The sequence below is a fragment of the Staphylococcus caprae genome (assembly GCF_002902725.1).
GTDB lineage: Bacteria > Bacillota > Bacilli > Staphylococcales > Staphylococcaceae > Staphylococcus > Staphylococcus caprae.
The window spans coordinates 19850-35952 of the sequence record NZ_PPRT01000040.1; the positions used below are offsets into that span (position 1 = coordinate 19850).

Consider the following 16103-nt stretch of genomic DNA (forward strand, 5'->3'; position numbering starts at 1 on the left):
GAGTATCTTAAACAATGAAAAAAGCTATTTTAAGTGTTTCTAACAAAAGTGGAATTGTAGAATTCGCCAAATCATTAACTCAATTAGATTATGAATTATATTCTACTGGGGGTACAAAACGAGCTTTAGAAGAAGCAGGTGTTACTGTTAAATCAGTATCTGAGCTAACACAATTTCCTGAAATTATGGATGGACGAGTTAAAACATTGCATCCAGCGGTACATGGTGGCATTTTAGCTGATCGTGACAAAGAAGAACACCTTAATCAATTAAGAGAACAACATATTGATCTCATTGATATGGTTGTTGTTAATCTCTATCCTTTTCAAAAGACTGTGGAAAACCCTGATGTTACTGAAGAAGATGCAATAGAAAACATTGATATCGGTGGACCAACAATGTTGCGTGCAGCTGCGAAAAACTTCAAACATGTGACGACAATTGTACATCCATCTGATTACAACGAAGTCATTGATAGAATTAAGAATGATCAATTAGATGAAACATTTAGAAAAAATTTAATGGTTAAAGTATTTGAACATACAAATCAATATGATCAAGCGATTGTGAGTTTCTTTAAAGGGGATAAAGAAACACTAAGATATGGAGAGAATCCACAACAATCAGCATATTTTGTAAGAACGTCAGATAGTAAACATACTATTGCTGGAGCAAAGCAATTACATGGTAAACAACTAAGCTTCAATAACATTAAAGATGCGGATGCAGCGCTTAGTTTAGTGAAGAAATTTGATGAACCTACTGCAGTGGCTGTCAAACATATGAACCCTTGTGGTGTAGGTGTTGGTCAAACAATTGAAGAAGCATTTAAACACGCATATGATGCGGATAATCAGTCAATCTTTGGTGGAATTATTGCGTTGAATCGTACAGTTGATACTAAACTCGCAGAGACGCTTCATTCAATCTTTTTAGAAGTGGTTATCGCGCCTAAATTTACTGAAGAAGCACTTGAAATTTTAACTCAAAAGAAAAATATTCGTTTATTAGAAATTGATATGACAATTGATAATGCTGAACAAGAATTTGTTTCAGTATCTGGTGGTTATTTAGTACAAGATAAAGATAATAAGGATGTTTCTCGTGAAGAAATGACTGTTGCAACTAATGTACAACCGACTGAAGCACAATGGGATGCGATGCTATTAGGTTGGAAAGTTGTAAGCTCTGTGAAGAGTAATGCAGTTATTTTAAGTAATCATAAACAAACGGTGGGTATCGGTGCTGGACAAATGAATCGCGTCGGTTCAGCTAAAATTGCTATTGAAAGAGCCATTGAAATTAATGATAATGTAGCACTTGTTTCTGACGGATTCTTCCCAATGGGAGACACGGTAGAATATGCTGCTGAACATGGTATTAAAGCAATTATTCAACCTGGTGGTTCTATTAAAGATCAAGATTCAATTGATATGGCTAATAAGTACGGTATCACGATGGTAATGACTGGTATGCGTCACTTTAAACACTAAGTTTCACTTATAGAAAGGGGTCAACTGATGAAAGTATTAATTATAGGAGCTGGCGGTCGTGAACATGCACTCGCTTCAAAGATTCATCAATCTGCTATTGTAGATAAGGTTTATGCCATTCCCGGAAATGAAGCAATGGTGAACGTTGCGGAAATTCATAACGAGATTGCAGAATCTGATCAACAAGCTATAGTTCATTTCGCTAAACAAACTCATATTGATTGGGTTGTTATCGGTCCTGAACAACCTTTAATCGATGGTTTAGCAGATTTACTTAGAAATGAAGGAATTAAAGTTTTCGGTCCAGGTCAAGCGGCTGCACAAATAGAAGGTTCTAAACTCTTTGCCAAACAGTTAATGGAAAAGTATTCCATTCCTACTGCAGACTATAAAGAAGTATCGAATCGTAAAGATGCACTTGCTTATGTAGAAACGTGTGAGTTACCTGTTGTCATCAAAAAAGACGGCTTAGCAGCTGGTAAAGGTGTAATCATTGCTCATACTAAAGATGAAGCAATTGATGGCGTTAAAGCGGTATATCCTGAAGAACAAGGCCAAGTTGTGTTTGAAAGCTTCTTAGAGGGTGAGGAATTCTCTCTCATGACTTTCGTGAATGGAGATTATGCAGTGCCATTTGATTGTATTGCACAAGACCATAAGCGTGCGTATGACAATGACGAAGGTCCTAACACTGGTGGTATGGGTGCGTATTGCCCAGTTCCTCACATCAATGATGAAGTACTTCAACAAACAAATGCGCGTATCGCTCAGCCTATCGCACGTGCGATGTCACAAGAAGGTTATCACTTTTTTGGTTTACTCTATATCGGAGCCATTTTAACTAAAGAAGGACCTAAAGTGATAGAGTTTAATGCTCGATTTGGTGATCCAGAAGCACAAGTATTATTAACGCGTATGGAAAGTGATTTAATGCAACATATTGTAGATTTAGACGAACGTCAGCCTATTGACTTTAAGTGGAAAGATGAAGCGGTAGTAGGTGTAATGTTAGCGTCTAAAGGTTATCCAGGTGCCTATGACAAAGGTCATGAAGTAAGTGGATTCGACTTAGACTCACGTTATTTTGTGAGTGGTTTAAAGAAAGACGGTGATCTTTACGTCAACTCTGGTGGACGTGTGATTTTAGCTATCGGTGAAGGTATAACAGTTAAGGATGCGCAAACCGCTGCTTATGACAATGCCAAAAAAATAAAAAGCGATAATCTTTTCTATCGTAGTGATATTGGAGATAAAGCGATTAAATAAAGAATGAAGATTGACTCAAAAATAATAGCTCTAAGATGCATTTCGTTGAAGAAACATCTTAGAGCTATTGTTATATCATTTACTACTTGTATGAGTATGAAGCAACGAGCTTCGTTTATTGATAAAAGCAGATTATCTCACTTCAAAAGGAATATTCTATTTGAAGGATACGTTTGTTTATCCTAATTTTCCAAAACGAACATCATGAATATCAGTTAATGGTACATAACTAGATAATAAGAATGATAATCCAATAATGACTAATAGACAGAGTATAAATACTAAATCTTTATATGAAAAAGGTGTCTGATAATAATATGTTCTTGGTCCATCTTTGAATCCTTTAGATTCCATTGCGACTGAAAGTTGATGTGCACGTCTAATATTTTGACTTAATAATGGGATAACTAAATGATTTAAACGTTTGATGCCTTTATAATTTGAAGCATCAATCATTTGATATCGCATTTTTAATGAACGACGCAATTGAATCAGTGAACTAATGATTAATGGAACCATTCTAATTGCTGCCATAAAGGCATATGCGATTTTTGGTTTTACTTTCAAATGTTGCATTAAACTGTAGAAAATCATGACGATTTGAGAGGTTAATGCTATGAGAATACCAAACATTGAAACAGTAATCGTTCTTAGAGATAAATGTAAACCTCTTACAATACTTTCTTCACTGATTTGAATGATGCCGAATTTCACTAACATATGTTCACCATCACCATATAAAATCATAAATAATGAAGAAAGTAGGGCGAATAGGGCGGTTACTAATATAAAGATACCTGTAATTTTAAATTCAGTGCCGTTAAATAGAAGTAAGAAAATAAACATCAGTATAACGATATAAATCATAAAATCAAAATTATGAATAAATATAATAAAGAAAAAAAGTGCAACTCCTAATATTAATTTAGTAATTATATTTACATCGTCTACGAAGGTGTGGTGTTTTTTCCATCTTTCAAACATTGCGTTCACCTTCAATCTCTATAAGTTTACCATCTTCTACATGTAATCGACGCGTTGGGTAACGATGTATAATCTCTGGATCATGTGTCACCATTATAATTGTTTGACCTTGTTTCACCCGTTCTTGGAAAAGTTTAATAAGTTGAAATGTATTATGACTATCCAGTCCAAATGTAGGCTCATCCAATAATACAATATCTGCTTTAGAACTTAGGGCGGTAGCAACACTTAGACGTCGTTTTTGTCCAGTTGATATTTCAAAAGGATGTTGGTTTTGAACCTTATCCAAATGAAGTAACTCGAGTAATTGCATCGTTTCTTGTTTAGCATTTTCAGAATCTAAATGGTTGTAGTGGATATGAACCTCATCATATACAGAATTAGTAATAAATTGTAACTCTGGGTTCTGATATACAAGATACATATGTTGTGCTGCGTGTTTAATCTTCTTCAATTCTTTATTGTCGTAAGTCATTAGACCTATATATTTGATTAATTGTAGCATGGATTCTAATAATGAAGTTTTACCTGCACCATTTTTGCCGGTAATAGTTAACCATTCTCCGGAGCCAAATTTAAATTCATCAACGGAAAATAATGTTTTCTTACCACGAATGATTGCGCCATGTTCAAATTTAAATAACGCTTTATTAGACATAGGAGCAAGTGGCACAGGGCGAGGGGCATTATCCCAAGCTTTTGGGTGCCAAACGCCATATTCAGTTAATAAATGTTCATAGTGATTAAGAATATGGTCAGGGGTATCATCTGCAATAATTTGTCCTTCATAATTCATTAGAAGAACGCGATCCACATGTTGCCAGATATGTTTAACTTTATGTTCAACAATTAATACCGTTTGATTGTCCCATAACTCAATTAATTTCTTCCATAAATCTTCAGTCGCTTTGACATCTAACATAGCAGTGGGTTCGTCTAGAAATAATGTTTCAGCTTTTTGCAATATCGTTTCTACAATGGCTAATTTTTGCTTCATACCACCACTTAAATGATTAATATAAGTTTGATCGGTCACTTTTAAATCAACTGATTCAAGCGCGTGTTTAATTTCCTTGTCCATCTCACTGCGAGGGACTTGTCTGTTTTCAAGAACGAAAGCCAGTTCTTCATACACTTTTGGCATACAGAATTGTGTATCAGGATCTTGAAAAATAACACCACTTTGGCGGTCAATTTCTAATTCATCATATTTCATAGGAAGCTCAATCAAATTAGGAACAATGCCGCTAAGTACATTAAGCAACGTGCTTTTACCCGATCCAGATGGACCGAGTAAAAGCACTTTTTCTTTATCATTAATTTTAATATTTAAGTTATCAAATATTTTTCTATCCCCGTTTGGATATTTCAAACGTAAGTTTTTTACTTTTAACAATTAAAAAATCCCCTTATAGGTTGTCGTAGTCATTTTGAGAAGCTGGTCTAAAGAGTTTGGTTACTCCCGTCTTATCGAGTGCTTTAACAATCCAATAAGAAATTAATCCTGTAATCACAATACCACTAATTGCTCGGAACAGAATAAATAGGAATAAGTTCCATCCAGCAACTTCATTTAAATAACCGTAGAAGTAATCGACAGGGAAAGTTGCGATGGCAGTCACAAAACCGGCAAGCATTGCTACTGCTGCTGAGCGTGACTGATATTTAAAGATTGCAAATACGATTTCACACGCTAAACCTTGAAGTAAAGCGTAAATAATCGTTGGTATATCAAATTTACCCATAACGATTGTTTCCCCAGCGCCAGCTGCTAACTCTGCTAATATAGCTATCCCTGGTTTAGGAATAATGAGGTAACACACAACAGCTGCCATAAACCATACGCCGTATGTAAGCTGTTCTAGATGAATACCTGCAACTTGAACAATGTTGTAGAAGAACCACCATAAGTTATAAATGATAGCAAAGACTACAGAAATCAATACTGTTACAAGTATTTCTGATAGTTTTAAACCTTTTGACATTACTTTTCCTCCTAAAAAAACGCACAACCCTCCCTAGGAAAGTTGTGCGTCAGAAAATATATCTAAATGTTTCAAGTTCATTAGATTCTATAGTTAACAACACTTTCCTACGCTAGTATCTAGCTAGATCAGGTTCAAAGGGTTTGAGGATAAACCTCATCTCAGTATAAATACATACACCCCTAGTGCGTTCGTATATTTAATTTAACTTTAATGTATGATTTTTCTAAAGTATTGTCAAGATAGTTTTGTCATTTAAAATATAGTTTAAATATTTTTTAGAATAAAATGAATTGAATCAATAAAAGCGTATAGGTATAGAAATATCATTTAGCAAAATGAATTGCGTTCTTCCATACCCAACTTGCGTTGTTTGCAAAATATTCTTGAAAAAGAAATTCTCCATGTTGAGGCCCACGGGCAAGGAGGGCTATGATAGAAGGAACTTACTATAAGCGCATTCCGACTCAAGCCTGTACGTTTACATGAAAGAGGCTGAGATATGAAATGATATCCCAGCCTCGTAATGATATATTGTTATTAGTCTAACGTATCTTGAACATCTTTTTTGGTTTGTTCTGTATCATTAGATTTTTCTTCGTTTTGTTCTTTTAGCTTTTCTTCTGCTTCTTTTGCTTTTTCAGCTGATTTCTTTTCAAATTCTTCTTTTCCCATAATAATTTCCACCCCTTATATAGGAATTATTGTTTACACATTACATTTACCCCGTTATCCTATTAATAAACCTTTGTAGGTCTCTAGACGTATTTATGGTTAATTTAAAGACAATTAGAAAATCTTCATATATAATAACGTTTGAGGTGAACAGTATGTCTTTTCTTAAGAAACACACCGAGATCATATTTAGCTATATTATCGGTATCGTTTCACTTTTCACAGGTCTCATCATTCTCATAAATCTACCATTAATTAAGCAGTTTAATGGTGATAAAAAAGTTAATACACATGTACATAATGTATGGGAATTTCTTAATGCATTCTTCAGTGAAATTATTAAAGTGATGAGTAGGTTTATAGGTAGTTTCCCAATTATAAGTGCCATTATCATTATTTTATTTGGTATCTTAGTCATGTTATTAGGTCATACTTTATTTAGAACAATTAAATATGACTATGACATTTCTATTTTCTTTTTAGTTGTTGGTATTTTGTATTTCATCATTACATTATTATTAATGACTCAAGTATATGGTTTCTTCGCAATTGTATTTATCATACCGTTCATCGTACATATTGGTTACATTGTTTATAAAGATGAATTAAACAAACATAATCATAAAAATCATTTTATGTGGATTATTGTAACGTATGGTATCAGTTATTTAATTACGCAAATAGCTTTATATGGACGTATTGATTCTAACGAAATTGAATCCATCGATATTTTAAGTGTGAATGCCTTCTTCATTATTATGTGGTTGTTAGGACAAATGTCTATTTGGAATTTCTTATTCTTAAGACGTTCATTACCATTAACGAAAGAAGAACTCGGTGAGGAAGAACCAGAACTTTCTAGAACGAATAAAGGAAATGTATCTAATCAAACTAAAGTTCATTTTAAACAACTACAAGATAAGACAACAGAATATGCACGCAAGACGAGAAGAAGTGTAGATTTAGATAAAATTAGAGCTAAAAGGGATAAATTCAAAGAGAAAGTTAAAAATATTGTCGATATTCAAGAGGATGATATTCCTAATTGGATGAGAAAGCCAAAATGGATTAAACCTATGTATGTTCAGTTGTTATGTGGCGTAGTTATTTTATTCTTTACTTTCTTAGAATTTAATAACCGCAACTCACTGTTCTTATCAGGAGAGTGGGAGTTATCACAAACACAATACGTTGTAGAATGGGTAACGCTTATTTTATTACTCTTCATAGTCATCATCTATATTGCTACGACTTTAACTTACTATCTAAGAGGTAAATTTTATTATTTACAACTCTTTATGGGTAGTATATTGTTCTTTAAATTCTTAACTGAATTTATCAACATCATGATTCACGGTTTATTACTATCAATCTTTATTACGCCTATTTTATTACTCATGTTAATTGCGATTATTGTCGCTTATTCATTACAATTACGTGAGAAGCCGTAAGTGAATGATTGATCAAAGCCATTGTTATTGATATTTCAATGACAGTGGCTTTTTTACGTATTATTAGATTCTATTATTTGTTAAAATGATTTTTGAAATTGAACTTACGATTTTTTGAAAATAAAAGATAGAAACTGAAATAAATAGAAAGAGAGGTTTAATGATGATGAAGATTGCTACTTTAAATAAAGGTAAAGAGACAAAGTATCTCAATCATTATCCACTTATTGATGAAGATGATATTTATGCGCACGACCATTTAAAAGAAGGAGATTTAGTCAAAATTGTAACTGCGCAACAGCAATATATTGCTACGGGTTATGTAGGACGCCAACACAAAGGGTTAGGTTGGGTATTAAGTTACGATGAGAACGAAGTTATCGACACTAACCTTTTCATTAAGTTATTCGAAAAGGCATTAGAAGAAAGAGAATATTATTTTAATATCGAAGGTACCAATGCATTTAGACTTTTTAATGCTGAAGGAGATGGTGTAGGGGGACTCACTATCGATAATTACGATGGGCATTTATTAATACAATGGTACTCTAAAGGTATTTATAAATTCAGATACAATGTTATAGAAGCGATGAAGGCAGTCTTTGGCTTTACATCTATTTATGAAAAAATGAGATTTAAAGATACGGAATATACAGGTGGATTTGTAGAAGGTGAGGCGCCTGAATTCCCTATAATTATAGAAGAAAACTTTACATTTTATAATGTAGATTTAGAAGATGGATTGATGACAGGTATCTTTCTAGATCAAAAGGAAGTACGAAAGAAATTACGTGATCAATTCTCTGAAGATAGAAATGTATTGAACCTATTTAGTTATACGGGTGCCTTTTCAGTGATAGCAGCTCAAAATGCACGATCAACTACTAGCGTTGACTTAGCAAATCGTTCAAGAGGGTTAACTGAAGAGAATTTTGGACTCAATGGTATTGATCCTAAATCCGAATATATTTATGTCATGGATACATTTGATTTCTATAATTATGCAGCACGTCATGGTCATCAGTATGAAACAATCGTTATTGATCCACCTAGTTTTGCTCGAAATAAGAAAAAGACATTTTCAGTACAAAAAGATTATGACGCTCTGATTGAAGGTGCTTTAAACATTTTAGCACCAGAAGGATCATTATTATTATGTACAAATTCAAGTGCTTTTCCATTGAAATCCTTTAAAAATGTGATTAAAAAGACATTGACTGATGCAGGTGTGGAATTTGAAATAAGCGAAGTGATGGGCTTGCCAAAAGATTTCAAAACACATCCACACTATAAACCTTCAAAATATTTAAAAGCAGTATTTATTAATATTAAGCATTAATTTTTCTAAAATGGGTATAACGATTTATTGAAATGAAACTATGAAAGGGTGTAAGAATATGGGTATTAGAAGTAAATTTACTAATGATATTACAAATAAAGTAGGTAATTCACTTTTAAATATTGAAGAAATTAAAGAAAAAAGTAACTTACCCACGACACAAGAGGAGTTAAAACAACGTCGTGAGAAGGCATTAACACTTGTTAAGAAGAAATCTTTACTTTCTTCTGGTGCGAGCGTTGTACCAATTCCAGGTTTAGACTTTGGTGTAGATATTAAATTAATGAGAGATATTATTGAAGATGTTAATAAAATCTATGGACTAGACCATAAACAAGTGAATTCTCTTGGAGATGACGTTAAAGAAAGAATCATGTCTGCAGCTGCGATTCAAGGAAGTCAATTTGTAGGAAGAAAAGTATCAGAAGCATTATTGAAAGTTGTAATCAAAGATGTTGCTAAACGTGCGGCTGCCAAGCAAACAAGATGGTTCCCAGTGATTGGTCAAGCTGTATCTGCTTCAATCAGTTACTACTTTATGAGTAAGCTTGGTAAAGATCACGTAGAAAAATGTGAAAAAGTTATCAATAACTTGTAGTAAATGATATAATTTTCACTGAAATGTAAATAATGACACTGAAACCGGTTTTAAACGAATTGAATTTAGCAACCGGTTTTGGTAAAGTTATTGTATAAAATCTATGTTAGATTGTAATAATATTGAAGATTCTAACTATACGAAGGAGAATATAATTATGGAACAAAAATCATATGTAATTATCGATGAGACAGGGATTCACGCTCGCCCTGCTACAATGTTAGTTCAAACTGCATCAAAATTTGATTCAGATATTCAATTAGAATATAACGGGAAGAAAGTAAACTTAAAATCAATCATGGGTGTTATGAGTTTAGGTGTAGGTAAAGATGCTGAAATCACTATTTATGCTGACGGTAGCGATGAAACTGATGCTATTGAATCAATCAGTGATGTCTTATCAAAAGAAGGATTAACTAAATAATTATGTCTAACTTAATTAAAGGGATTGCTGCGTCAGACGGCGTAGCAATCGCAAAAGCTTACTTATTAGTAGAACCTGATTTATCTTTTGACAGTAATGAAAAGGTCACTGATGTAGAAGGCGAAGTTAATAAATTCAATAAAGCTATCGAAGCATCTAAAGTTGAATTAACTAAGATTAGAAACAATGCAGAAGTTCAATTAGGCGCTGATAAAGCAGCTATTTTTGATGCTCATTTATTAGTTTTAGATGATCCAGAGTTAATTCAACCTATCCAAGATAAAATTAAAAATGACAAAGTCAACGCAGCTACTGCGTTAAATGATGTAACAACTCAATTTGTTACCATTTTCGAATCTATGGATAATGAATACATGAAAGAACGTGCTGCTGATATTAGAGACGTTTCTAAACGTGTATTAGCGCATATTCTAGGCGTAGATTTACCAAATCCAAGCATGATTGATGAAAGTGTCGTTATTATTGGTAACGACTTAACACCTTCAGATACTGCACAATTGAATAAAGAATTTGTGCAAGGTTTTGTAACTAATATTGGTGGTAGAACAAGTCACTCTGCAATTATGAGTCGTTCACTTGAAATTGCAGCAGTCGTGGGTACACAGTCTATCACGCAACAAGTTAAACAGGGTGATATGATTATTGTCGATGGTATTACAGGTGACGTAATTATTGATCCGACTGAAGATGAGTTAATTGCTTATCAAAATAAACGCGAACGTTTCTTTGAAGATAAAAAGGAATTACAAAAACTACGTGATGCTGATACAGTAACTGTTGATGGCGTACATGCAGAGCTTGCAGCGAATATTGGTACACCTAACGATTTACCAGGTGTCATTGAAAATGGCGCACAAGGTATCGGTTTATACCGTACAGAATTCCTTTATATGGGAAGAGACCAAATGCCAACCGAAGAAGAGCAATTTGAAGCTTATAAAAAAGTATTAGAAACAATGGACGGTAAACGTGTTGTTGTTCGTACTTTAGATATCGGTGGAGATAAGGAACTTCCATACTTAAACTTACCTGAAGAAATGAATCCTTTCTTAGGTTATAGAGCAATCCGTTTATGCTTAGCGCAACAAGATATTTTCAGACCGCAATTGCGTGCATTATTACGTGCATCTGCTTACGGTAAGTTAAATATCATGTTCCCAATGGTTGCTACAATTAAAGAATTCCGTGATGCTAAAGCTATTCTTTTAGAGGAAAAGAAAAACCTTGAAAATGAAGGTTATGACATTTCTGATGATATTGAATTAGGTATCATGGTGGAAATTCCAGCAACTGCAGCGTTAGCAGATGTATTTGCGAAAGAAGTGGACTTCTTCAGTATCGGTACAAATGATTTAATACAATATACATTAGCTGCTGACCGTATGTCAGAACGTGTCTCTTATTTATATCAACCATACAATCCATCTATTTTACGTTTAGTGAAACAAGTGATTGAAGCTTCTCATAAAGAAGGTAAATGGACTGGCATGTGTGGTGAAATGGCCGGAGACGAAACAGCGATTCCATTATTATTAGGTTTAGGTTTAGATGAGTTCTCAATGAGTGCTACGTCTATTCTTAAAGCGAGAAGACAAATTAATGGTCTAAGTAAGAATGAAATGGCTGAATTAGCTAACCGTGCGATTGAATGTGCAACACAAGAAGAAGTTATGGAATTAGTTAATAACAAAGCTAAATAATATGACTACAAGAAGGCTGGGACATAATTAATTGTCTCAGCTTTCTTTAACATATTGGCAGTAGATGTCTGAATTAAAAGTGCGCTTATATCAAGCTTCTTTCAATCCTAGCCATCCTTGCCGGCGGGGCCCCAACATAGAGAATTTCTTAAAAAGAAATTCTACAAACAATGCAAGTTGGGAGAGGGACAACGAAAATAATTTTGATAAATTATATTTCTGTCTCACTCCCTCTCTCTTAAAAGGGTAGAGCAAGCGTATTAGAGAAGGGCTAAGACTAAGTGAATGAAGCTATAGAGCGTTCTTCTTTCAATGTTAGATTACGCTAATGCAGACATTCATGTCTAACCGTACTCAAAATAAATCACTCAACATCAAAGAATTGAATATGTTGAGTGATTTTTATGTGTTTAATTAATTTTCGATATTTAAAGTGGAGTTAATTTTATCCATATCTACGCTATACATGGGTTCACCTTTTAATAGAATAAAAGGCGTTGCAAATGCGTCATAATTGAGCATTTCATTTCGATATTGAGCATTTTTAATATTCTTTTCAGTATAGTCAATATCATGTTCTGAGAGGTAATTTTTTACAAACGTACATGGTGGACAATCATCTTGAGTATAAATGATAATGTTAGAAGCCATATTTAACGTCCTTTCGTCTTTAATTCTGAAAATACTATACAGAAAAGTATATGTGATTTCAACTATGTGAACATTATGTGTCCTGTCAAAAAATGGACATACAAATTTAGAGCAACTTAATTTAGTTCAAGCTCTCAGAGATTTATAATTTTAAACATTGTGACTCCAATTTTCAATATATTAGAAAAAAAGGTGATAAATATGGATTCAGTTGAAATTAGCCGATTTCTCACTGGTATGACACTAGCAGTGCATATCATATTTGCTACAATCGGCGTGGGTATGCCATTAATGTTTGCGATTGCAGAATTTATTGGCATTAGAAAAAATGATGCAAACTATATTGCATTAGCTAAAAGATGGTCAAAAGGGTACACAATCACTGTAGCCGTTGGGGTCGTAACAGGTACTATTATTGGGTTACAACTTTCGCTAGTTTGGCCGACATTCATGAAAATGGGCGGACATGTCATCGCTTTACCATTATTCATGGAAACTTTTGCATTCTTCTTTGAAGCAATCTTCTTAAGTATATATCTTTATACTTGGGATAGATTTAAAAATAAATGGACACATTTTATTATTTCATTACCAGTTATTATCGGTGGTTCATTTTCAGCGTTCTTTATAACGTCTGTAAACTCATTTATGAATACACCAGCTGGTTTCGAAATGAAACATGGACGTATGGTTAATGTTCAACCACTAGAAGCGATGTTTAACTCATCCTTCCTTGTAAGAGCATTTCACGTCGTTGCTACAGCTGGTATGACAATGGCATTTATATTGGCAGCTATTGCAGCATTTAAATTATTACGAAATAGATACTCAGAAGATAGACAGTATCATAAGAAAGCATTGAAAATGACGATGATCGTAGGTTTCTTATCAACGATATTATCTATGGTGGCTGGGGACCTTTCAGCTAAGTTCTTACACAAAGTTCAACCTGAAAAATTAGCTGCCTATGAATGGCATTATGATACGCAATCACACGCTAATTTAGTATTCTTTGGTGTACTAAACGAAAAGACTCATGAAGTTTCTGGCGCAATTGAAATTCCAGGATTACTTAGTTTCTTAGCGGATGATAGTTTTAAAACAAAAGTTAAAGGTTTAAATGATTTTCCTAAACATGATTTGCCACCTATGATTGTCCATTACTTCTTTGATTTAATGGTTTCAATGGGGGTCTTCTGTTTTGTCATTTCAGGAATTTACATGTTAATTCTATTCTTCAAGAAATTACGTAAATTTATAACAAACAAAGCTGTATTATATGCTATCTTGTTGACTGGTCCAGCGTCATTACTTGCTATAGAATTTGGTTGGTTCTTAACAGAAATGGGGCGCCAACCATGGATTATTAGAGGATACATGCGTGTGTCTCAAGCTGCTACCCAAGCAGGCGGTATTACATTAGTCACGATCCTGTTCGGTATATTATATTTCGTACTCATGGTTACAGCAGCGTATGTGTTAATTCGTATGTATAGAAACAAACCTGCATATCAAGATGTAGATAAAGTGATTGAAAAGAGAGGTGGAACAAAATGATATACGCCCATATCGGAATAACAGTATTATGGATATTTTTATTTTGTTACATCATTGTCGCTTCAATAGATTTTGGTGCAGGATTTTTCGCATTACATTCTAAAATTACTGGTGAAGAAAAGAAAATTAATCATTTAATTCATCGTTACCTTAACCCAGTATGGGAAGTTACGAATGTTTTCTTCGTATTCTTCTTTGTAGGATTCGTTGGATTCTTCCCAGATTCTGCCAAATATTTAGGCACGGTACTACTTGTCCCGGGTTCAATTGCTTTAATCCTTATTTCAATTCGAAGTAGTTTTTATGCCTTTGAAAATTATGGTCAAGATACGAAATTGCCATGGATTTGCTTATATGGTTTAACAGGATTACTTATACCGGCGTCATTAGCTACCGCTTTAACAATTTCAGAAGGTGGCTATATACGAGAACATGGATCTCATATAGATTTAAACTGGGTACAGTTACTACTAAGCCCATTTGCGTGGTCGGTTGTGTTCTTAGCAATCATCTCTGTGCTTTATATTTCATCAGGTTTCTTAACATTTTACGCAAGTAAAGCACAAGATAAGCCAGCCTACGATTTAACGAGACAGTGGCACATATTCTGGGGCCCACCAATGATTATTATTTCATTATTTGTCTTCTTATCATTAAGAATTCAAAATGCTGATCATTTTAATAATGCTGTATTCAATTACTGGTGGATGTTTGCATTGAGCTTTGTCTTTTTCCTAATTGCAGGTGCATTAACGATATTCAAGAAAAACCATGGCTTAGCGTTTATTATGGTTATCTTACAAATGTTTTTTGCATTCTTTGGATATGGAATGAGTAAGTTACCTTATCTACTGCATCCATTTGTTAAAATTACAGGTACTCATGTTAACCCTGAAATGGGATTAGCTTTAGTCGTTGCCTTTATTTTAGGTTTACTTTTATTAATTCCATCGTTAATATTATTATTAAGATTATTTGTTTTCGACAAAGATTATGTAGAAGGAAAGAAATAATATAATCTATGAGGATAAGGGAGAGTATGGAGGTCTTATTATCATACATCATCTCTTTTCCTCTTTTATTTAGTGGAGGACGTATATGGAAAAAGAGTATGTCGTAATAGGACTAGGCCGTTTCGGTGGCAGTATTGTTAGAGAACTTAATGCTTTAGATATGGACGTCATGGCGATTGATAGCGATGAGAATCGTGTTAATGAATATAGTGATATTGCTACACATGCTGTCGTTGCTGATACCACAGATGAAGCAGTGATGAAAAGTTTAGGAATACGAAATTTTGATCACGTTATTGTAGCTATTGGTGAAAATATTCAATCAAGTACTTTAACTACGCTTATTTTAAAAGAACTGGGCGTAAAAAAGGTAACCGCTAAAGCACAGAACGATTATCATGCTAAAATTTTAAATAAAATAGGTGCAGATACAGTCGTACATCCAGAACGAGATATGGGTAGACGTATTGCACATAATGTTGCAAGTGCAAGCGTGCTTGACTATTTAGAGCTAGCTGATGAGCATTCTATTGTAGAACTTAAAGCTACTGAAAAAATGGCCGGTCAAAGCATCATTGATCTAGATATTCGAGCACAATATGGGATTAACATTATCGCTATTAAACGAGCAAAAGAATTTATTGTTTCTCCAGATCCTAATATTAATATAGAAATCGGTGACATATTAATTATGATTGGTCACGATAACGACTTAGGTCGTTTTGAGAAAAACATTAGTAAATAAACGCAATTTGAGTTAGTCACAAATTAAATAGATAGTTATATAGACAACGTTCTCCAATAATAGAAATATTGGGGAGCGTTTTTTTATTTAGAGAAAGTGTTGAAACTTGGTGTAATTTGTTTACCACATTTTTATATTTCATTATAAATAAACTTGATTGAATAGTATTCTAATTAATAAACGTTTAATATTATATAATAT

The 16103-nt window shown here is 33.6% G+C and carries 15 protein-coding genes and 1 riboswitch; of the genes, 10 read left to right on the forward strand and 5 right to left on the reverse strand.

From position 1 onward, the window contains the following. The first annotated feature begins 14 nt into the window (after positions 1-14). Positions 15-1493 carry a bifunctional phosphoribosylaminoimidazolecarboxamide formyltransferase/IMP cyclohydrolase gene (gene purH / locus CD155_RS08750; RefSeq protein ID WP_103213095.1) on the forward strand — a complete coding sequence of 493 codons (1479 nt, stop codon included), beginning with the start codon at positions 15-17 and terminating at the stop codon, positions 1491-1493. A 27-nt stretch (positions 1494-1520) separates the two neighbouring features. Beyond that, positions 1521-2759 carry a phosphoribosylamine--glycine ligase gene (gene purD, locus CD155_RS08755; protein ID WP_103213096.1) on the forward strand — a complete coding sequence of 413 codons (1239 nt, stop codon included), beginning with the start codon at positions 1521-1523 and terminating at the stop codon, positions 2757-2759. Positions 2760-2936: 177 nt separating this feature from the next. Here purD and CD155_RS08760 read toward each other — a convergent pair whose 3' ends face one another. The 4 genes from CD155_RS08760 to graF form a co-directional block, all read right to left on the reverse strand. Further along, a complete protein-coding gene (locus CD155_RS08760) occupies positions 2937-3743 on the reverse strand; it encodes an energy-coupling factor transporter transmembrane component T family protein (RefSeq protein WP_103213097.1) in 807 nt (268 codons plus the stop codon). Next, a complete protein-coding gene (locus tag CD155_RS08765; RefSeq protein WP_103213098.1) occupies positions 3736-5139 on the reverse strand; it encodes an ABC transporter ATP-binding protein in 1404 nt (467 codons plus the stop codon). The genes CD155_RS08760 and CD155_RS08765 overlap by 8 nt, the downstream gene beginning before the upstream one ends. A 13-nt stretch (positions 5140-5152) precedes the next feature. Then, on the reverse strand, positions 5153-5728 hold the full coding sequence (locus CD155_RS08770; RefSeq protein ID WP_002442127.1) for an ECF transporter S component: 576 nt from the start codon (positions 5726-5728) through the stop codon (positions 5153-5155). Between the two features lie 87 nt (positions 5729-5815). Then, positions 5816-5922: riboswitch (TPP riboswitch) on the reverse strand. Between the two features lie 346 nt (positions 5923-6268). Continuing rightward, positions 6269-6403 carry a glycopeptide resistance-associated protein GraF gene (gene graF, locus CD155_RS13030; protein ID WP_095323392.1) on the reverse strand — a complete coding sequence of 45 codons (135 nt, stop codon included), beginning with the start codon at positions 6401-6403 and terminating at the stop codon, positions 6269-6271. 155 nt (positions 6404-6558) lie between these two features. On the opposite strand from graF, the gene auxA reads away from it, so the two are divergent. From auxA to ptsP, 5 genes are all read left to right on the forward strand, one after another. Then, the gene (auxA, locus tag CD155_RS08780; RefSeq protein WP_037541312.1) at positions 6559-7854 is read left to right on the forward strand and encodes a lipoteichoic acid stability factor AuxA; all 1296 of its coding nucleotides are present in this window, start codon (positions 6559-6561) and stop codon (positions 7852-7854) included. Between the two features lie 166 nt (positions 7855-8020). Then, positions 8021-9193 carry a class I SAM-dependent rRNA methyltransferase gene (locus CD155_RS08785; protein ID WP_103213101.1) on the forward strand — a complete coding sequence of 391 codons (1173 nt, stop codon included), beginning with the start codon at positions 8021-8023 and terminating at the stop codon, positions 9191-9193. Between the two features lie 58 nt (positions 9194-9251). After that, on the forward strand, positions 9252-9791 hold the full coding sequence (locus tag CD155_RS08790) for a hypothetical protein (protein ID WP_037541314.1): 540 nt from the start codon (positions 9252-9254) through the stop codon (positions 9789-9791). Between the two features lie 157 nt (positions 9792-9948). Then, complete coding sequence (locus tag CD155_RS08795) at positions 9949-10215, forward strand: phosphocarrier protein HPr (RefSeq protein ID WP_002435387.1); 267 nt, start codon at positions 9949-9951, stop codon at positions 10213-10215. Positions 10216-10217: 2 nt separating this feature from the next. Then, positions 10218-11936 carry a phosphoenolpyruvate--protein phosphotransferase gene (gene ptsP, locus CD155_RS08800; protein ID WP_002442135.1) on the forward strand — a complete coding sequence of 573 codons (1719 nt, stop codon included), beginning with the start codon at positions 10218-10220 and terminating at the stop codon, positions 11934-11936. 414 nt (positions 11937-12350) lie between these two features. On the opposite strand, the gene CD155_RS08805 is transcribed toward ptsP, so the two are convergent. Continuing rightward, the gene (locus CD155_RS08805) at positions 12351-12587 is read right to left on the reverse strand and encodes a glutaredoxin family protein (RefSeq protein ID WP_103213099.1); all 237 of its coding nucleotides are present in this window, start codon (positions 12585-12587) and stop codon (positions 12351-12353) included. A gap of 201 nt (positions 12588-12788) precedes the next feature. Between CD155_RS08805 and CD155_RS08810 the strand changes: the two genes are divergently transcribed. From CD155_RS08810 to CD155_RS08820, 3 genes are all read left to right on the forward strand, one after another. Beyond that, positions 12789-14144: a cytochrome ubiquinol oxidase subunit I gene (locus tag CD155_RS08810; RefSeq protein WP_037541318.1), complete on the forward strand. Its 1356-nt coding sequence runs from the start codon at positions 12789-12791 to the stop codon at positions 14142-14144. After that, positions 14141-15157, forward strand: coding sequence for a cytochrome d ubiquinol oxidase subunit II (locus tag CD155_RS08815; RefSeq protein ID WP_002442138.1), 1017 nt, complete (start codon positions 14141-14143; stop codon positions 15155-15157). Before CD155_RS08810 ends, CD155_RS08815 begins: the two co-directional genes overlap by 4 nt. 85 nt (positions 15158-15242) lie before the next feature. Further along, complete coding sequence (locus CD155_RS08820) at positions 15243-15902, forward strand: potassium channel family protein (protein ID WP_002442139.1); 660 nt, start codon at positions 15243-15245, stop codon at positions 15900-15902. The last annotated feature ends 201 nt before the right edge of the window (positions 15903-16103 follow it).